Source organism: Pseudophaeobacter sp. C1-32P7 (genome assembly GCF_041008775.1).
Classification (GTDB): Bacteria; Pseudomonadota; Alphaproteobacteria; order Rhodobacterales; family Rhodobacteraceae; genus Phycobacter; species Phycobacter gallaeciensis_A.
Map to the genome: position 1 here is coordinate 14,117 of NZ_JAXGFR010000006.1, position 19,219 is coordinate 33,335.

Genomic DNA, 19,219 nt, shown 5'->3' on the forward strand with positions numbered 1-19,219 from the left:
CCCTCCGGGGTATCTGTTGTTGTGATATGGGCAGTGCCCGGGGGTTAGGCTGCGAGGCCGACCTTGGTCACGGGCATGGCTTTGAAGCCTTTCAGACCTTCGACATTGGCCAGCAGGCGCCGCAGGTTCGGGTAGGCTTCCAGCGAGATGCCACCTTCGGGCGCATGCGCGCTGTAGGAATAGATGGCGATGTCGGCGATGGTCGGCTCGGTGCCCACCAGGAATTCACGACCTTCCATATGCGCTTCGATCTTGCCAAAGGCGGTTGCGGCGGTTGCCGCGCAGAATTCTGCGTCAAACGGTGCGTTGAAGACGTTGATCAGACGCGCTGCTGCCGGGCCAAAGGCGATCTCTCCGGCGGCGAGGGTAAGGAACTTTTGCACTTCGGCTTCCAGAACCGGATCAGAGGGCAGGTAGGCCGGTGCATATTTACGCGCCAGGTAAACGAGGATGGCGTTGGAGTCAGCGATTACGGTGTCGCCGTCTTCGATCACCGGCACTTGCCCGGCGGGGTTCAGGGACAGGAACGGCTCTGCCTTATGGGCACCTGCAGCGAGATCGACGGTGATCATCTCGTGCTCAATTCCGGCAAGGTTTGCGAACAGCTCTACGCGGTGCGAATGGCCGGACAGGGGGAAGCCGTGAATGCGGATTGGTTGGGTCATGGTCTTTTTCCTTGGATACTGATGTTTCAAGTAGGCAAGGGGACTCTATTCTAGCGCTCTTTTGGCGATAATTGACTTTCTTGCGGAATTACTGTGTACATTTTGTGGATTAATTTATCGCCGAAAGGATGCGCTTAACCGCAAGCACAGGTACGGCTGTTGCGGCCCGGACCTCTTTCACGGTCAACTCTGGCGCACCACGACGACGTGGGGCCACCGACCGGCAAACCGGCGGCGCCCTTTCAAAATGGCTCACGTGGAACCGCGCCGGATTTTATCCGATCACTTCCGTTCTCAGAGTGTTGCTGTTGTCTCGCGCGTGCCCGGCGATCTGCTCCAAGGGCGCGAACCACACATCGCCCCGTTCCAGAACCGCCTCGAGCTGACGCTCCATTTCGCGCCAGCGCGCCAGGCGACCGGTCAGGAAGGGATGCAGGACCGGCATCCAGAACCCTCCCGCTTCGTACATCGCCTCGAATTCTTCAAAGAACGGCGCGATCCCCTCGCGCGGGCCGCGCACCGGCATCAGGTAGTCGATCTCGGCAAAATGTGCGAAGGGCGGCCAGTCGTCGGTCCCCCAATGCGGCGGCATCTCGATGATGCTGCCTGTGCCTGTTTTGACAAGATAGGGCAGTTCATCCGCCATCATCGAGCTGTCGTATAGGAATTCATGCGCGATCAGCCGGTCCACCATCGCAGGCGTGATGCTATAGACCGGCGCGCGATAGCCGCGCGGTTTGCGGCCCGTCAGTTTGACATGCACCTCTAGGGCGCGTTCGAACAGTTCCGCTTCTTCGGCATCGGAATGCCCCATCGGATCCTCATGGCGCCAGGAGTGATGGCCGATCTCATGCCCGCCTTCAAGAATGGCCTCGACCGTCTTTGGGTAATTTTCCATCACCCAGCCCGGCATAAAGAAAGTCTGGGTCAGGCCAAGTCGGCGATAGGTCTCCAGAATACGGGGAACCGCCACCGTCGGCCCGTAGCGCCCCATGGAAATCGGCTGGAGCCGCAACTCTGCATCATCGCGGCAGGCATCCCGGATCAGGGAATCGGCGTCGATATCAAAGGTGATTGCGGCCGCACATGTCTTGCCATGGGGCCATTTGATGGGATGTAGAAACATGTGAATCCTTGTCTGGTCTTGCCGTACGCCGGACTATCCGCCGGTCAGGACGTTGCGATGTGGAGCGAAAACAGCGCCTCAAGATCGCGGCGGAATCGGCGCGCGATCTCATCACTGTTGATGTCGTCCGAACTGATGAACTGGATGAAGCGAGCGTTCTGAAGGTGGAACAGCGCCTTGCCCAAACCTTCTGCATCGACCGAGGACGGCAGGTCCCCCGCCTCTTGCAGGGCCTTGATTCTGCGCACCAGCACCTGCGCCAGTTCCTGATCCAGTTCAAAATAGGTCTGGCTGAGCGGCGATCCCCCGTTGAGAGTCACCGCAGAAATCACCTGACGCCAGATCTCCTTTTCCAGGTTGGACATAGCGTGATCAACGATGGTCGATGCAAACTTCGCCGCGATTTCGATCAGGTTGCCCGATTCTTGGGCAAGTTCACGGTCGAGCCGGTCGATCAGCTGCGCGTCACTTTGCGTGACCATGGCAAGAAGAATGCCGGCCTTGGTGCCGTAATACTTGTGCACGGTGACGCCGGACACCCCGGAGGCATCTGCGATCGCTTCGATCGTCGTCTTTTCAAACCCCTGTTTTAAAAAGAGTTTTCGGGCGGATTCGACGATGCGCCTTTGACGGTCTTCTTTCTGTCGTTCTCTCAAACCCACGGTCGGATACTCCGGTTTTCTGCTGCTACGGGGCCATCTAATCAAACACCGCATAGGTTAGTCCACTTAAAAAATTAGTTGCATTAAGTTTTTTACGGGATACGCTTTTTACCAAGTTGCACCCGAAACCGAACAACGAGGAATAGCCATGCGTTCTTTTACTAAACTCGCTTCAGCTGCCGCGGTGGCACTGGGCCTGGGGGCAGGTGCTGCCGCCGCTGATACAGTCAAGGTTGGCGTCTGCGTTTCCTGGCCGGGCTACGCGATGCTGGAGGTTGCCCGCCAGAACAACCTGATCCCCGACCACGATCTGGAGATCACCATCTTCGAAGATCCGCTGGGCGGGCACGCTGCCCTCGCGGCGGGTCAGCTCGACGTTTACGGCTGCACAGCGGATTACACCCCGCTGACCGTCGACCGTGGCACCGATGTTGTGAACGTGGCCTTCCTCAACCCCTCTTACGGCGTCGACCACATTATCCTGGCCCCTGATACCGAGGCCGCGGACCTGCCCGGCAAGAAGGTTGCGGCGCCGCAAGCCTATATCGGTCACCTGTTGATGGGCATCTGGCTGGACACGCTGGGCGTTACCCCGGATCAGGTCGAATGGGTGAACCTCAATGCAGACGAGGCCGTGGGTCCGATGCTGTCGGGTGATCTGGCGGCGGCTTATATGTACGAGCCGTGGATCTCCAAGGTGCTGGAGGCCAGCCCTGGATCGAAAAGCGCCGTCAACACCGCCGACCCTGAGGTCCTGAAGACCGGGATCTTCATGGACGCGCTCTATATGAACAAGAACTTCATCGCCGAAAAACGCGATGTGGCGCTGGCCGTTCTGAAAGCGCGCTGGGATGGTCTGGGCTACTGGAACCAGAACGTGGCCGAGACAAACAAGGCGATGGCAGAGTTCCTGCAATGGCCGGAAGAGGACATCGGATATGTCATCGGCACCAACGGCAAGAGCTTTGAAGGCGGCATCTACATGCTAGACTTCGATGAATCCGCGCAGCTCTGCGGTGTTCTGGACGGCGAGCCGCCCTTTGGCATGGCTAATGGTTCCATGGTGGATTCCGTTGCGCTGACCAATGACTGGTGGGTTAAGCTGGGCCTGATGGACAAGACTGTCGATGCCGCTGCCGGGATCGACTGTAGCCTGATGGGTGATCTGGCCGCTTCTGGCTACCGTCAGTCGCTGACCGCCAACTAATGCCACGCGCAGAAGCGCCTGTCGGTGCTTCTGCCCCTTCCGCCACAGGAGGTAATCCGGTGCCCTCGCCAACCCGCTCCAAACGCTTTCTGGAAATCCGCATGCCGGTCACCCGGCGCCAGCGCATGCTGTCTGCCTTTGGCATATGGGCCGTATTCTTTGCCGTCTGGACCATCGCTGCGGCCACCGGTCTGGTGAATGAGCTTCTGGTCCCTTCGCCGCAAAAGGTGTTCAGCGCCACCTATGATCTCTTCGCAGCGCGCGATTTCGCCAGCGATGTGCTCGTCTCTATCACCCGCGTTGTGGTGGCCTTTGCCATGGCCTGCGCCGTTGCAGTGCCGCTGGGGGTGATGATGGGCACCTTTGCCTCGGTCGAGGCAATCTTTGCCCCCTTTGTCTCCGCCTGGCGTTACCTGCCCGCGCCGTCCTTTATCCCGATCCTGCTGATGTGGTTCGGCACCGGTGAGGCGCCCAAGCTGGCGCTCTTGTTCATCGGCGTCATCTTCTTCCTGATCACCCTGATCATGGATCACACCAAGAACGTGCGCAAAGAGCTGATTGAAACCGCTCTGACATTGGGCGCAGACCGCTACGTCGTTGTGTTGAAAGTGGTCTTCCCCGCCGCGCTGCCGGATATCGTAGTGGCAATGCGGCAGATGCTGGCGATGGCCTGGACCTATCTGGTGATCGCCGAGATCGTCGCCTCAACCACCGGCATCGGCGCCATGATGATGCGGGCGCGCCGCTTCCTGAAAACCGATGAGATCCTGGCCGGGATCATCGTCATCGGTGCCCTTGGCCTGCTGTTTGATCTTCTCTTTGCCGCGCTGCACCGCGGCCTGTTCCCCTATCTCAAGGAAAAACGCTGATGACCGCAACGCTGGTTGATATCTCGAACCTGTCCAAGGCGTTCGACATCGGGCGCGGGCAGAAACTTCAGGCGGTGCAGGATGTGTCATTCTCCGTCGAGAAGAACTCCATCTGCGTGCTGCTTGGCCCGTCTGGCTGTGGCAAATCCACCATCCTGCGCATGATTGCTGGGCTTGAAACCGCAACCGAGGGCGAGATTGTCGTCGGCGGGCGCAAGGTCGACGGGCCGGGGCGTGACCGGGGCATGGTGTTCCAGGCCTACACCTCCTTTGACTGGCTGACGGTGCGCAAGAACGTCGAATTCGGCATGAAGATCAACGAGGTGCCCGCACAGGAACGCCGTGAACGCGCCGAGCATTTCCTCAATCTGGTTGGCCTGTCCAAATTCGCCGATGCCTATCCGTCGCAGCTGTCCGGTGGCATGCGCCAGCGCGTGGCCATTGCCCGCACGCTTGCCAATGATCCCGAAGTGTTGCTGATGGATGAACCCTTTGGCGCGCTCGATGCAGAAACCCGCTGGCTGATGCAGGAGCTGATGATCGATGTGGCGGAAAAGACCAACACCACCATGGTGATCGTCACCCATGATCTGGAAGAGGCGATCTTTCTGGCGGACAAGATCGTTTTTCTGTCGAGCCACCCGGGCCGCCTGAAGGAAGAGATTATCCCGGCTTTCAAGGATGGGGCGCGCATCGCGGACAAGGAACGCATCGTACGCCTTGAGGGCTACGGTGCGCTGGAAGAAAAACTGATGCGGCTGATGCGCGAAGAAGGGCACCGGGATGAATAAGCCAAACACAGACGGAGGCGCAGCATGAGCGTGAGTTTCGATTTCTCCGGCACATCCGTTCTGGTCACAGGCGCCAGCAGCGGCATCGGCTACGGCGTGGCGATGGGCTTTGCACGGGCAGGGGCCGACCTCACGATCCTGTCGTCGAGCGATGCGATCTTTGACGCCGCCAAAGAGATGCCTGGCAAGGTGCAGGCGATCAAATGCGATATCTCGGATGCCGCAGCGGTGACACAGGCGCTGGCGCATATCGAGAAACTGGACGTGCTGATCAACAATGCCGGGCTGGAGCGCCCGACGCCGCTGACCGGCAAGAACCCTGAGGGCAACGCCACCTTTGAACAAATCGTCGGGATCAATATCACCGGCACCCAGAATGTGACCGATACTCTGGTGAACCGGATCAGCGACGGCGGGCGGATTATCATCACCGCGTCCATCTGGGCCAAGACCGCCGTGGGCGGGTTCTCGGCCTATGTCGCCTCCAAACACGCCAATGTGGGCCTGATGCGCACCTGGGCGCAGGAGCTGGGCCCGCGCGGCATCCGTGTCAACGCTGTCTGTCCGGGTTGGGTCAAGACCGGACCTGCGATGAACTCCCTGCGGGAACTGGCTGAAACCAGCGGCCAAAGCGAAGAGGAATTGTTGCAGGAAATCGTATCTGCACAGGCCATCGACGGGCTGATGGAACCGGCGGATATGGCCGCGACCTATATGTTCCTTGCCAGCGATGGCGGCGCGAATATCACCGGGCAGGCGATCAACGTCGACCGGGGCGAGGTGATGGCATGAGCCTGCAAGGCCAGACCGCGCTAGTCACTGGCGGCGCGCGCGGTATTGGCCGGGCGATCTGCCTCGCGCTTGCCGATCTCGGCGCGGATGTCGGGTTCTGTCACTATGACGATCCCGAAGCCGATGCGACTTTGGCCGCCATCAACCAACGCTCGCGCGGTTTTGCCATGAGCGCCGATGTCGCCGATGAGCAGGCAGTCGAGGGTTTTTTCGACGCGGCCTGCAAGGCCCTTGGTGCGCCCGACATTCTGGTGAACAACGCGGGGATCCTGCGCGAAAGCCCATTGGCCGAAACCAAGGCTGCGGATTTCGACCGGGTCATTGCGGTGAACCTGCGCGGCAGCTTCCTTGCCTCGCGTGCCTTTGTGCGCCGAACGGACTGTGGGCGGATCATCAATATCGCCAGTGATCTTGGCCTGCTGGGACGCGAAAACATGCTGGCCTATACCGCCTCGAAAGGCGCCATCATCACCATGACCCGGACGCTGGCGCGCGAACTGGCGCCGGGGATCCTGGTCAATGCCGTGGCGCCGGGCTCGACGGAAACGGATATGACCAGCCCCCAGAACATGAGCCCCGAGGCCATTGCCAAGGATCTCGACACACCACTTGCGCGCTTTGGCCAACCGCGCGAAATCGCCGATATGGTCGCCTTTCTCGCCAGCCCGCAAAGCGGTTTTATCACCGGGCAATGCTTTGGCGTCAACGGCGGCAGCGTCATGCTTTGATCAAGGATACCTCCCATGACTGACCCTTTCTTCCACCCGGTTTCCGGTTTTGATGTGCCGCGCTTTGCCGGTGTTCCGACCTTCATGCGCCTGCCGCACCTGTCGCTTGATGATCCGCGCCTGATGGACGTGCAGGTCGGCCTGATCGGCACCCCCTGGGACAGCGGCACGACCAACCGCCCAGGCCCACGCCACGGACCGCGCCAGCTGCGCGACATGTCGACGATGATCCGGGCTCAGAACGGGGCCACCGGCGTGCGCCCCTTCGAGATGGTGAACTGTGCCGATCTGGGCGATGTCGGGCCGAACCCGGCGGACCTGCACGACAGCATGGACCGGATTACCCAGTTCTACGATCAGGTCGTGGCCGCCGGTGTCCTCCCCCTGACCGGCGGCGGTGATCATCTGTGCTCGCTGCCGATCCTGCGGGCCCTTGGCAAGAGCGCACCCCTGGGCATGATCCATTTCGACAGCCACACGGACCTCTTCAAGGATTACTTCGGCGGCACCCAATACACCCATGGCACACCCTTCCGCCGCGCCATCGAAGAGGGCCTGTTGGATCCCAAACGGGTGGTGCAGATCGGCATTCGCGGTACCACCTACGACAGCGAAGACCGTGACTTTGCCGATGCGGTGGGCGTGCGGGTGATCGCGATCGAAGAGTTCCACGCCCGCGGCCCAGAGGATGTGATGGCCGAAGCCCGCGAGATCGCAGGTTCGCAGCCGACCTATGTCTCCTATGACATCGATTTCGTTGATCCGGCCTTTGCGCCGGGTACCGGAACGCCCGAGGTCGGCGGGCCGAACTCCTATCAGGCCTTGCAGGTGGCCCGGCTGTTGAAGGGGGTGAACATCGTGGGTGCCGATCTGGTGGAGGTTTCGCCGCCCTTCGATCAAAGCGGCGCGACCGCCTTTCTCGGGGTCTCCATCATGTTCGAGATCCTGTGCAACCTGGCACTGGCTCTGGGGGAAAACTCAGAATAACTTGGAGAGAGACAGCGCATCGCGGATTTCCAGATGGCATGTGGCCCCGTGAAATGGGTGCCACAGAGCGATAGGAGAAGTGGAGCGCTGTTTCTGCTGCATGCAATGTGACGCAATCTGCTGGGTCACCATTGCTGACGTGGTATCAACACTCAATTGCAAAGCGCACGGTTTTTCGCATCAGGCACCCAGGGGATGCTTTTCCGAATTCGAAAAGCACCTGAGGAGACCGCAATGCGCTTTACAACTCTACTGGCGGCCACGCTTGGCCTTGCCATGGCCGCGCCCGGCTATGCCGGTGACAGTATCCCCACCGTCGGCACCAGCCCCTGGGGGCCCAAGGATGAACTTGGCGCCTTGAACCTGATGACCGAAGACACTCGGGCAGCGATCCTGTCCCGTGTTGCGGGGGGGCAGGTTTTCGACCTTTCCGTCGAGTATTTCATCGGCATGCCCGGCTGGCACGCGGCGGGCGATCCCCGGTACCAGTTCTGGATGACCCATACCCCGCGCGGTGCGGCGATTGATGACCCGCTGGGCGTTGGCCGGGATATCGGCGAACACGTCAGCTACACCGGATCGGCGGTGTCGATGTATACCCATACCGGCACTCATATCGACGCCCTGAACCACTTTGGCCTCAACGGTGAGATTTTCAACCATTTCAGTGCGGATGAACATCTGGGCGATACCGGTTGGAAGGTCACCGGCGCAGAGACGATCCCCCCCATCGTGGCCCGTGGCGTGCTGATCGATGTCGCTGCGGCAAAGGGTGTGGAGATGCTGTCCGAAGGCTACCGCGTTACCCAGGCGGATCTGGAGGCCGCGCTGGAGGCGCAGGGTGTTGCCTTGCAAAAGGGCGATGTGGTCCTGATCCGGACTGGACGCATGCAGGTCTACGAAGAGGCTGACCAGTTCTCGCACAACCCGCCGGGTCTTGGCATGGAAGCGGCACGTTACCTTGCCGAAAAATCCGGTGCGATGATCGTCGGCGCCGACAATCTGAGCTTTGAGGCCTTCCCGTCAGAGGTCGAAGGCAATTACGTGCCGGTGCATACCTACCTTCTGTCGCAGGTGGGCGTTCCGATCATCGAACTCGCCTATCTGGAAGAATTGTCCGCCTCCGAGGTTTACGAGTTTGCCTTCGTGGCAGGCTCGCTCAAGCTGCGCGGTGCGGATGCGGCTCCGTTGCGCCCGATTGCAATGCCCCTGCAATAAGGCGCCGGACGGGCGGCTGGAGGTCAGAGGTCAGCCGCCCAACATTGTTTTTTGGATCGCCGCCCATCAGGTGTGGGGCTCGGATGGCTCAGCCTTGCTCGGTCATGCGGTCCGATCTTTGCGCATGCCGTTCCGCCACACGCGCCCGGGATGCGGCAAGATGTGCCCGCGCAGCGCGAGCCCGGTCCTGTAGCCTGTCATCAGGCACTTCAGGTGGGAAGCCGCACAGAACGTTGAAGCCTTTGTGGTCAGTAAACGCCCACTGAGCTGCCAAAAGCTGGTAGCATTTCAGATCCCAACCCTCTTCATCCGGTTCAAATCGGATACGCCAGTTGCCCCGTACCTGAACCGGCAGGCGCAGCCGCCGTATCTGCATCATGGCCTCGTGGCCGTTTGTCGCCGTGCGCAGCCCCTGTTCCCGCAGTTTCTTGATCCGATGCAGCAGGCCTGCTGCCTCAGGTTTGCGGCGGCCGGCAAAAAGCACTTCGATCTCTGCGTCGGGTCTGACGATCCCCTTGATCAGCAGATCTCCCCGGTTGTTGCGGTTGACCACGGGGATCAGCTCCACAGGCACATCGCGCAGCTCGCGCTTGAACAGGCCGGCGTCTTCGCTTTGCGGAGTCACGTGCTTTTGTTCTAGGCGTCTGTTCGTCATGCGGAGGTCCGGGCGCTGGTTCATAGGGCAGACAGGGCGATAAATGCTATCGTCCTGCTTTCACCCGAAGATTTACCGCGCGCCGGTTAACAGGGCATTGAAAACAGTGTCTTTCTGCGACCAAGCCACGGGATCATTGCTCCCGGAATGCGCGTGACATGCTGTCCTTCACCGGTTTGATCAGATATTCAAAGAAGGTCCGCTCCTCGGTTTCGATCATGATGTCGGCAGGCATCCCAGGCACCGGCGCGAAGTGCGACACCCTCGCATATTCCGCTGACGACAGATCAATATGGGCGACATAGACCTCGCGGGCGATGCCCTGCGAGGTGTCGGTGATGGAATCCGCCGACAGGTAACTCACGTGACCGGTCAGCATCGGCGTGGTGCGCCGGTTCAGCGCCGAAAGCCGTACCGCCGCGACCTGTCCGACGCGGATACTGTCGATATCAGTGCGCGGCACCAGGGTTTCGATCAGCAGGGGTGCATCGGCGGGCAGGATCTCGGCGATGGGTTTGCCGCTTTCGATGACGCCGCCAGAACTGTGGTAGTAAAGGCGCACGATGGTGCCGTTGACGGGCGCCACAACGGTCGAGCGGGACAGCACGTCCTTGGCCTTGCGGGCCTTTTCGCGGATCGTGTCCAACTCGGCCTGCACGGCCTGCAGCTCATCCAGCGCCTTGCGCCGACGTTCCGTTGTCAGTTTTTCGATCTCCAGCTCAAACTTAAGCCGGGATCGTTCTATTTCTTCAACCTCTGATTCAATCCGTGCGATATGGCCGTCTGTCTCCAGCATCGCGCGGCGCACATAGTTGAATTCGGGGCGCCGGATCAGGCCGCGTTCCAGCAGGGCTTCCTTGTCGCTTAGCTCTTCGCCGAGGTTCACGCCCCGCGCGCGATAAGCGGCCAGCTGCGCCTTGTAGCCCTTGCTGCGGATTTGAAGCGAGGCGATACCATTCTCCAGAATCTCCAGCTCCTTTTGCTGCATGTGCCGGGCCGAGGCAAAGGATAGCCGCTGATCCTCAACGATTTGGGCCACCTGCTGGTTCTCTTTGGCCAGTTGCAGAAGGCGGGGGGAGAACGTGACCTCCTCCGCCTCATCATATTCGGCCCGAACCCGCGCTTCGGCGGCCTCAAGCCGCGCCTTGCGGAACTCCATTTCGCGCAGGTCGGCCTGGGCCGCGGTCTGTTTCAGCTGGATGATCTGATCGCCCTTGCTGATGCGGTCGCCCTCGGAGACAAGGATCGCCTCGATGATGCCGCCTTCCAGGTGCTGGACGATCTTGTTCTGGCCGGTGGCGACGAAGCTGCCCTGCGAGATCACCGCCGCCGCCAGTGGTGCGCGGAAGGCCCAGGTGCCAAATCCGCCAAAGGCGATGGCAAAGAGCGCGATGCCAAAGATCACATGCTTGCGGATCGAGCGGGGCACCTCGTGGTGCCATTCCATGAGATCGACGGTCTGTGTCATTGCGCGTTCCCCCCTTGTGTGGGCGTGGTGCCCCCTTCGGGACCACGGGCGTTGCCTTGCTGGAAATTGGCCAGCTGCTTCAGCACTTCATTGCGATGCCCCATCAAGGCGACATTGCCGTCCGACAGCAGCATGATCTTGTCGACAACGCTCAGCAGCGTTGGTTTCTGGGTGATGACCACCACGGTGATCTTGTTCTCCTTGGCGTGCTGAATGGCGCGCGCCAGCGCCTGATCACCCGCGACATCCAGGTTCGAATTCGGCTCGTCCAGAACCAGAAGCCGCGGATTGCCAAAGAAGGCCCGGGCCAGGGCGATACGCTGTTTCTGCCCACCCGACAGGGGCGATCCATCCGCTGCCACCATGGTTTCATAGCCCTGCGGCAGTGACGCGATCATGTTGTGCACGTCGGCCAGTACCGCAGCGCGGTGGATCTGTTCGTCGGTGGCATCATCGCGCATCCGGGCGATGTTCTGTTTGATGGAGCCGGGGAACAGCTGCACGTCCTGTGGCAGGTAACCTATGTTCTCGCCCAGCTGGCGCGGCTCCCAGTTTCGCAGATCCATCAGATCAAGCCGGACATTGCCCGAGGTCGGCAGGATCGACCCCACCAGCATCTTGCCCAGCGTCGTCTTGCCCGCGCCGGAATTGCCGATCACCGCCAGCGTATCGCCGGGTTCCAGAGAAAATCCGACAGCATTCAGCACCACCTGTTTGGTGCCGTTCGGGACATATAGCAGCCGCTCCACATCCAGCCGACCTTGCGGATCGGGCAGGCGCAGCCGTTCGAACTGATGGGCAGAGCGGGTGAGAAGGTTGGAAATCCGACCATAAGCCGAGCGCGACAGCAGGAAGGCGTTCCAGCCTTCGATGGCGCCTTCGACCGGGGCCAGCGCCCGACCGGCAATGATCGAGGCAGCAATCACCATGCCGCCGGTAATCTCCCCGGCAATCGCCAGATAGGCGCCCCATCCCAGCATGCCGACCTGCGTCAGTAGCCGCACTCCGCGCGACAGGGTGGCAGACATCACGTTGCGGTCTTGCGCGCGGACCTGCGAGGTCAGCGAAGCCGCAGTGTCGCGGCCCCAGATGGTGACCGCCTCAGGAATCATCGCCAGCGCGTTGATGATCTGGCTGTTCCGGGTCATGGAATCGAGGTGCATATTCGCTTTTGACTGCGCCAGGTTCGCCTCGGCAAAGGGGCGCGCGGTCATTTTCTGGTTCACGTTTGCGATCACCAGCAGAACGATTGCCGTTCCCGCAACGATATAGCCCAGATGCGGATGCACCAAAAAGATCGCGACCATAAAGATCGGCGCAAAGGGCACGTCGAGAAAGGACATCAGCGTGCCGGAGGTGAGGAAACTTCGCACCTGCTGCAAATCGCCCAAGGCCTGATACTCGCGCCCGGATCCATGCAGCGAGGCATGCGCCGCCGCGCTCAGGATCGGCGCGCCAAGGCGGGCAGCCACCTCGACCGCGGTGCGCATCAGCATGAAGCGTCGCACCGCGTCAAAGACTGACTGCAGGATCACCGCGCCGGCAATCACCAGCGTCAGCATGATCAGCGTATCCACCGAGCGGCTGGTCAGCACGCGGTCGGAGATCTGAAACAGATAAAGCGGGATGGCCAGCACCAGAACATTGGTGGCGCAGGTCATCAGCATCACGAAGCCCATATTGCGCCGGACCGCCACGACGCCTTCGCGCAGGCTCTTTTCGTAGTTCTGTGGTCCAAGCCGCCGGTGGAACCGTGCAGGCCCGCCACCGCCGCCATTGCCGCCTCCGTTGCCGCCATTGCCGCCGCCATTGGCAGGGGGCTCTGCGGCGTCGTCCTGCTTGCGCACACGGGTATTGATCTGCCCCTCCAGCGTTGTCCCGCCCAGCCCGCGGGCCGGTGGGGTCATGCGGCCTTCCTCGGGGGCTTTCTGTTTCGCTCTGGCAGTCTGTAAGGCTTGAGAGAACGGCCCGGCCTTGGGGGCTGGCCGGGGTTTGGAGGAGGGCGTGGTTTCGGGCGCGACTTCCGGGTCGGCAGCCTTCATCGTCTCAGGTGTGATCTCGGCCTCTGCCGGGGTAGGTTGCGGCATTGCGAGAGAGGGGGGGCTATCGCTTGCGGCAGGTTCGTGGCCCGAATTGGGAGGCGCCGGTTCCTCGGTGGGTCGGCGCATGTGGCGTTCCAGGCAATAGGGCGCGGGATCCGGTTTGGCCTCCGGCTGCTCCGGCCCGAACCGTTCCAGCTTTTGCTGGTCTTGATCGTCGGTGACCAATGTCAGAGTGCTTGTTTGCTCTTCCTGTTGCGGCGCCGTGGCTACGGTGTGCGGGAAGCCTGCGGTTCGACCAGATTTTAGTGAGGCTGCGGCCTTTGCCTGCAAGACCTGCAGATCTTTTTGGTTGTCGATTGCTTCTTCTTCCTCGGTGCCGCAGCGTGCATCGTATTTGGTAATTTTCATGACACTCCCCCTGTGTTTCGTCCCTGTTTCTCGTCCGTGTGTTCGTCCCTGGTCTCAGTCCCTATTGGTTCAGGCCAGCATCGTCTGCATGACATCCAGATGTGCGGGCGCATCGTCTTGAACCGCGGTTGACGCGGCTGTGTGATCCGCATCCGCGGCGTTTCCGGTGGCATTCAGATCGGTCAGAAAGGCAACCGCTTCGCTTGCCAGTGGCGCTTCGGGGCCGGGCGCAAGACGCACATCGGTGGGCGGCGCATCGCCGGAAATCAGCTGGGCCTGGTACAAGACCGCGTCGGAAAACACCGATCCGCCCGACATCACATGAGAAGGCAGACCATTGTCGAAGATCGTGGCCAGATTTACGGTCGCATTGGCGCCCGTGCTGACCATCGCCGCATCACTCGGAGCCTCAGGGGGCTCGGGGCCGTCCGGGGCGTTGGGAATGTCGATCAGGTCGCTGTCGGAGAGGACATTGATCTGGGTGACCTCGCGCATCTGGATGAGGTCGCCGCCGACATAAAGGACGCTCAGCACCTCCTGCGGGGCCCAGAGGCCGCTGGTCAGAACCGGCGACAGGTCGGGCGCTTCGGGGTCGAACCCATCCAGCAGAGCGCGGAAGTCCCCGGTGAGGGCGCTGATCTGGTCTTCTCCGGTATGGGTGATCGACGCGCTGTTGATCAGCGCGTTGTCGGAGCTTTGACTGGCTGCAGCGGGTTGAGAAGCCGGGGTCGGTGCGGGATGGGACAGCCAGAAATCTTCATCCAGCAGGATATTGGTCTGCGAAATTATGTTTTGCGAAATCATGTCGCCGGCAACAAGGATCAGGTCGTAGGCCTGACCAAAGGTGCCGGTGAAGTTGAAATTGATGGCTTGGTTTTCACCGGTGGACAGGGTGGTTTCGCTGCCGGAGGTGGTGAAGGAGACCGTATCCTCATCCCGGATCATATTGATCTGGTGAATCCAGTCATAGGTGATCAGGTCGTCCTCGACACAGGCGAGGGTCACCGGGCCGGGCAGACTGCCCGCGCCGCCGGTTCCGGGCGGGGCGGTTTCTGTCGGCTGTCCGTCAAAGCTGGCTGCGTTGATCAGCTGGTTGTCCTCTTCGGGCCGCGCAGCGTCATCCCGCAGCACGTTGACCTGCGAAATTACATCCAGGCTGGCCACGTCGCCCCCGACCGCGATGACGGCCGCATCGACGCCACCGCCGCTGATTATCGCTTCGTTGAGAGCGAGGTTCTCACCAGTGGTCTGGGTTGGGGTGTCGGCCGCCTGTGGTGTTTCGTCCGTTTCTGTTTCGGCATCGGGTTGCAGGGGTTGCGGCAGTGCGTCCTGCCAGGCGGGTAGCTCCGGCTCTGCCTCACCGTTCACTGTCACACCCTGCAGGGATGTGCCCGTGGCGATATGGACTGTAGCGGCTGGTGTCTGCGCCGCAGCATCATCGGCGCGGTCGAGGATCTGCGTGATGATCGTTTCGCCCACCTCGGCCGGGCTTGGCAGGTCGTTTTCCTCTGCCAGATCGTCAGATTGACTGGAAAACTGATCGGTAGCGAGGGTGACGGCCTCAGGATCCAGCACCTGCAAGCGCGCGGCCAGAACTTGCAGCTCCATCAGGTTCTCGCTCTGAGTCTGCACGAAGCCCTGAGCGGTTTCTGCGGAGATGTTCAGATTGTCCTGATCCACCAGCGTGTTCACCTGCAATGTAACATGTACGGAAGCGCCCGGCGGCGGTGCTGCATGGACTGGCGGCAGAGCGCCGCTCGGCCCGGCAGCACTGGCCTGCTCCAGCGGAGGCGCCAAGGCGCCTGACGGCAGGTGGACATCAGGCGGTGCCAGAGAGGTTTGCGGAAGAGGCTGCGGCGCCTGGGGCGCGGGTGTCGGTGCCGGAAGGCTGTAAGGCGTGGCATCCTGAGCCTGCGGGGCGTACCCCTGTGGGCCGTAGACGAAATCGCGGGCTGCGGAGTGTTCCTGCAGCAGGTCGAGCATCTGTTTCTTTTGTTGGAACCGGAAGCTGCTATATTCAATACGTGAATGTGTATTTTCGGTAACCGTTTGAAAGAGGCCGATAAAATATGCGATCGCTTCTGTCGTCTTGTCCATAAACATGGCGGACGCTACCGATACGGAAAAAGAGTTTCGGGGCAAGCCCGCGCGATAGATACGCCGCGCGGGCCGGTTTCTGGTGGGGTGCCGACACGTTGTCCGACACCCCCGGCTGTGGGGTCAGCCGTCGTCTTCGCCGGTCAGGGTGTAGGTCGAGTTCAGATCGTGACCGACGGTGGTCATGTCCACGGTATTGCCAAGGACATTTGCACCCATGGTGATCGACTGGTTGAACGCCGTGGTGTCCAGGATCGCATCTGCCGAGGCATAGGATTCGCCTGTGACGAAGCCGTCATCCCCGTTGTGCGATCCCCACATGCCGCCGCTGCCGCCGCTGCCGCCGTCACCACCGACGGCCATCGCTGCGTCGCCGCCGATCACCGAGGAATGGGCCGCGCCTGCAGTGGTGCTGCCACCAACCGCGCTGCCGGTTGCGCCGCCTGCACCACCGGCTGCGCCGGCTGCACCAGCCGCACCAGAGGCTGCGCTGGAATGTGCGCCCGCAGCGATCCCGCCGCCTCCGGCCATGGCGCCAGAGCTGGCCGCCGCAATCGCCGCAGCCGCATCGCCGCCTTCCAGGAAGTCAAGCAGGCCAAGGTCAATACCACCTTCGACCGCTGATGCACCTGCAGCCGCGCCACTGGCCGCTGCACCGACACCGACGCCAACATTCACGCTGGTGGCATCGGCCGCGCCGCTGGCGCCGCCCTGAGCAGAGGCTGCGCCGCCGCCGCCGCCATCACCGGATTCGACATCGTCGGATTGCGACCAGCCGCCAAAGGCTGCGCCAAGCGCGTCACCGCCGCTGGAACCGGCGTCTCCGCCGCTGGAGCCGCTGCCACCTTCGGCCGCGATGCCTTCGTCAGCCTCTGCCGAGCCACCGGTGGCACTGCCATTCTGGTTGAAGCCGGCGCCGGAATTGGTGACATCCGGATCATGCAGCGAGTCGTTGTCATTGAGCTTGTTGTTCATGACGTTGACGGTGCCGACATCATTGCCCGGGCCGTTGAGCGCATTGTTGAGCAGGTTTTCCAGGTTCACGTCATCGCCGATGTCGTAGTGCATATCGCCGTCTTCGGTCATCAGCACATCACCAATCGAGGAGCCACCCTGCACGTCGATGTCGGCAAAGTCGTCATCGTTGGGCATGTAGCCTTCCATATCGATATCGATATCCACGTCCACGTCCGTATCGGTGGTGTGGGAGCTGTCGGTGGCCGTGCGACTGATATTGGTGTCGCTGTTGGTCGTCGTGGTGTTGTTGTTGTTGGTGTTGCTGTCCGTATTGGTGTTGGAATCGACGTCCTCGTTGTAATCGTAATTCCAGTTGCCATTGGCGTTACCGTTGGCGTTGCCGTTCAGGCTCGCGTTGCCATTGAGGTTCAGGTTGCCGTTGCCATTACCGTTGAGGTTGAGGCTTTCCTGGGACTGCGCCTGACCCTGACCTTGGCCCTGGGCTTGCCCCTGACCTTGTCCTTGATCCTGGTCCTGGGTTTGTTCCTGATCGCCGTTGTCGTTATAGGTCACCGGGCTGTTGTTGAACCATCCGAGCGCGGTTTGATTGTTTTTGATAGACATTGCTTTGGGTCCTTTGTCGGTTTGCCCGCTGCGACCGTCAGTCATCTCTAAAACGGCCATCTCCGGGCGGTTGAGTTCAGCCGGGCATGTGTGTCCAGCTGGCTTCGGGGAACGCCGCCTTCAGCAGGCATTGGCATTCCGGGCGCTGCAATAAGCGCTGGACCAGAGTGCGCGTGGACCGGGTGAAAAAATAGCTGGATGAAATATTAATGCTCGAACCGGCGTGGTTTCTTTCCGCTTAGAACAAATGGGCAAAGTTTGTAGTGGGATTCGGAAAGTTGGGCAGGGGGCTACTACCGATTCGGTCTATTTCAGCAGAAGCAAGCCCTTTCCGAAAAGGACCCAGGTCAGCGGCTGTCAAGAGGATGGTCAGCGTCGCGTCGACTGAAAAAATGTTAGTTAATATAACGTTAAGATTTTCCTGATGCAGGGCGCTCGGCCCCGGGCAGGCGGCTTCGCGTTAAGTCTAAAGGTTAATATAAATTAGAATTTCACCTCTTGGTTCGATTTGTGTAATGTTTATTCAGAGGTGGTCGCGCCTAACAGCGCCGGGGGGCCATCCCGATGGGGGAAGCTGACATTACCGGCGACAAAAACCGCACCCTTGCTGTTGAGGATTGCGACAGACACCCGATGTAAAAATATTGCAACATTTGAAGCCGGACTGTTGAGCAGTCGGTCCCGACCTCGATGGGTTGTGGAGTAGTGTTATGAGTGTAAAGTCTATTACGATCCTAGGCGGGGGGGCGACCCTGTCCGAACAATGTGCCCGTGTGATCAAGCAGGAATATGCGGGTGTTCAGCTTATTCGGCTGAAGAGCATCGACCAGTTGAAGATTCTCGAACATTCCGAGGGCATGACTGTTCCCGGTCCAACCTCCCTTGCGCTTGTCGAGCAGGAGGTCATCGAAGAGGATATCGAAAAGGGCCTTGAGGCCGTCAAACTGCTGGCTCCGAAACGGGTGGTTCTGGCCTATCACGACGATGATGTCGCGGCCGAGTTCTACCGGCACGTGCGCGGACGGCAGGAGCTAGGCCGTTTCGGGTTCCTGCCGATGAACCTGCAGCTTGATTGCTGGCTGTCGATGCTGCGGCTGCTGATCCTGGACCAGGGCTGCGTTCCGAACGCGCTATTGGCCAAGGTGCGGCCCCAGGCATCTTCCCGGGTGAGCGAGCAAGTCACCGGCGGCTGCCGCTGCGCCGACGCGAACCTCACTCCGCGCGAGAACGAGATCCTGCGTCTTGTGGCGCGGGGCAAGCAGAACAAGCTGATCGCGGCCGATCTCGCGGTTTCGGAGCACACGGTGAAACTGCACATGCACAATATCATGAAGAAGCTGGGCGTGCGGAACCGGACCGAGGCTGCCGGGCTATACTTTAGTGAGGCTAGGACCGGATGACTCTGGCGGCCGATCAGAACTTTTCTCAGTTGCTGATGTTGATCGGTCGCCTCAACTACACCTGGACCAATACCGAAAGCCTGTTCATCCATCTGATTGCGGGGCTGACCGATACGGATACCGAAGCGGCGCTGATCATCTTTCTGACGCTCAACACCACCCGCGCCCGGGTCGAACTGGTCGAGCGCCTGGTCAAGCTGGAGCGCTGTGACCGAGAACTGCGGGGGCGGGTGCTGGAGGCGACCAAGCTGATGATGCGCCAGTCGGCCCTGCGGAACAGGTACAATCACTGCATCTATTCCTTTGACAAGGACGCGGGCATGGCGCGGACAATTCTGATGCGCATTTCCGACCGCAAGGACCGGCTGAAGATCGGGCAGACAAGTGATGTCGATGATCGCGCGATAGAAGAGATCGAACGCACGATCGCCACGCTTCAGGACGTTAACAGCACCATCTGGAAGATCGTTCAGGATTACGGGTTTCCGACCTGACAGGGCCGACCAGGGCCGCCGCCGCGCCC

The 19,219-nt window shown here is 60.8% G+C and carries 17 protein-coding genes; 9 read left to right on the forward strand and 8 right to left on the reverse strand.

The features are described 5' to 3' along the window. Positions 1 to 44 precede the first annotated feature (44 nt). The 3 genes from SM763_RS10055 to SM763_RS10065 all read right to left on the reverse strand — a co-directional run bounded on the left by SM763_RS10055 (position 45) and on the right by SM763_RS10065 (position 2,453). Entirely contained in the window at positions 45 to 665 is a 621-nt protein-coding gene (locus SM763_RS10055; protein ID WP_274830219.1) for a glutathione S-transferase family protein, read from the reverse strand. 274 nt (positions 666 to 939) lie between these two features. Next, complete coding sequence (locus SM763_RS10060; RefSeq protein WP_368998429.1) at positions 940 to 1,791, reverse strand: polysaccharide deacetylase family protein; 852 nt, start codon at positions 1,789 to 1,791, stop codon at positions 940 to 942. A 44-nt stretch (positions 1,792 to 1,835) separates the two neighbouring features. After that, a complete protein-coding gene (locus tag SM763_RS10065; protein WP_368998430.1) occupies positions 1,836 to 2,453 on the reverse strand; it encodes a TetR/AcrR family transcriptional regulator in 618 nt (205 codons plus the stop codon). A 148-nt stretch (positions 2,454 to 2,601) separates the two neighbouring features. Between SM763_RS10065 and SM763_RS10070 the strand changes: the two genes are divergently transcribed. The 7 genes from SM763_RS10070 (at position 2,602) to SM763_RS10100 (ending at position 9,045) form a co-directional block, all read left to right on the forward strand. Beyond that, positions 2,602 to 3,660, forward strand: a complete 1,059-nt coding sequence (locus tag SM763_RS10070; protein WP_368998431.1) for an ABC transporter substrate-binding protein — start codon at positions 2,602 to 2,604, stop codon at positions 3,658 to 3,660. A gap of 59 nt (positions 3,661 to 3,719) precedes the next feature. Continuing rightward, the gene (locus SM763_RS10075; protein ID WP_368998432.1) at positions 3,720 to 4,529 is read left to right on the forward strand and encodes an ABC transporter permease; all 810 of its coding nucleotides are present in this window, start codon (positions 3,720 to 3,722) and stop codon (positions 4,527 to 4,529) included. Continuing rightward, on the forward strand, positions 4,529 to 5,320 hold the full coding sequence (locus tag SM763_RS10080; protein ID WP_368998433.1) for an ABC transporter ATP-binding protein: 792 nt from the start codon (positions 4,529 to 4,531) through the stop codon (positions 5,318 to 5,320). The genes SM763_RS10075 and SM763_RS10080 overlap by 1 nt, the downstream gene beginning before the upstream one ends. Positions 5,321 to 5,344: 24 nt before the next feature. Further along, a complete protein-coding gene (locus SM763_RS10085; RefSeq protein WP_368998434.1) occupies positions 5,345 to 6,112 on the forward strand; it encodes an SDR family NAD(P)-dependent oxidoreductase in 768 nt (255 codons plus the stop codon). Next, complete coding sequence (locus SM763_RS10090; protein WP_368998435.1) at positions 6,109 to 6,840, forward strand: SDR family NAD(P)-dependent oxidoreductase; 732 nt, start codon at positions 6,109 to 6,111, stop codon at positions 6,838 to 6,840. The genes SM763_RS10085 and SM763_RS10090 overlap by 4 nt, the downstream gene beginning before the upstream one ends. Before the next feature lie 15 nt (positions 6,841 to 6,855). Then, on the forward strand, positions 6,856 to 7,827 hold the full coding sequence (speB, locus tag SM763_RS10095) for an agmatinase (protein WP_368998436.1): 972 nt from the start codon (positions 6,856 to 6,858) through the stop codon (positions 7,825 to 7,827). A 234-nt stretch (positions 7,828 to 8,061) separates the two neighbouring features. Then, positions 8,062 to 9,045 carry a cyclase family protein gene (locus SM763_RS10100; RefSeq protein WP_368998437.1) on the forward strand — a complete coding sequence of 328 codons (984 nt, stop codon included), beginning with the start codon at positions 8,062 to 8,064 and terminating at the stop codon, positions 9,043 to 9,045. A gap of 88 nt (positions 9,046 to 9,133) precedes the next feature. On the opposite strand, the gene SM763_RS10105 is transcribed toward SM763_RS10100, so the two are convergent. The 5 genes from SM763_RS10105 to SM763_RS10125 form a co-directional block, all read right to left on the reverse strand. Next, complete coding sequence (locus SM763_RS10105; RefSeq protein WP_065273753.1) at positions 9,134 to 9,700, reverse strand: hypothetical protein; 567 nt, start codon at positions 9,698 to 9,700, stop codon at positions 9,134 to 9,136. Positions 9,701 to 9,833: 133 nt separating this feature from the next. Continuing rightward, complete coding sequence (locus SM763_RS10110; protein ID WP_065272813.1) at positions 9,834 to 11,168, reverse strand: HlyD family type I secretion periplasmic adaptor subunit; 1,335 nt, start codon at positions 11,166 to 11,168, stop codon at positions 9,834 to 9,836. Continuing rightward, positions 11,165 to 13,618: a type I secretion system permease/ATPase gene (locus SM763_RS10115; RefSeq protein ID WP_368998438.1), complete on the reverse strand. Its 2,454-nt coding sequence runs from the start codon at positions 13,616 to 13,618 to the stop codon at positions 11,165 to 11,167. Before SM763_RS10115 ends, SM763_RS10110 begins: the two co-directional genes overlap by 4 nt. 69 nt (positions 13,619 to 13,687) lie before the next feature. After that, positions 13,688 to 15,601, reverse strand: coding sequence for a hypothetical protein (locus tag SM763_RS10120; protein WP_368998439.1), 1,914 nt, complete (start codon positions 15,599 to 15,601; stop codon positions 13,688 to 13,690). A 237-nt stretch (positions 15,602 to 15,838) separates the two neighbouring features. Then, complete coding sequence (locus SM763_RS10125) at positions 15,839 to 17,296, reverse strand: hypothetical protein (protein ID WP_065272815.1); 1,458 nt, start codon at positions 17,294 to 17,296, stop codon at positions 15,839 to 15,841. 710 nt (positions 17,297 to 18,006) lie between these two features. On the opposite strand from SM763_RS10125, the gene SM763_RS10130 reads away from it, so the two are divergent. Further along, positions 18,007 to 18,696: a helix-turn-helix transcriptional regulator gene (locus SM763_RS10130; RefSeq protein ID WP_082996106.1), complete on the forward strand. Its 690-nt coding sequence runs from the start codon at positions 18,007 to 18,009 to the stop codon at positions 18,694 to 18,696. Further along, positions 18,693 to 19,190, forward strand: a complete 498-nt coding sequence (locus tag SM763_RS10135) for a hypothetical protein (RefSeq protein WP_065272816.1) — start codon at positions 18,693 to 18,695, stop codon at positions 19,188 to 19,190. The genes SM763_RS10130 and SM763_RS10135 overlap by 4 nt, the downstream gene beginning before the upstream one ends. Positions 19,191 to 19,219 lie beyond the last annotated feature (29 nt).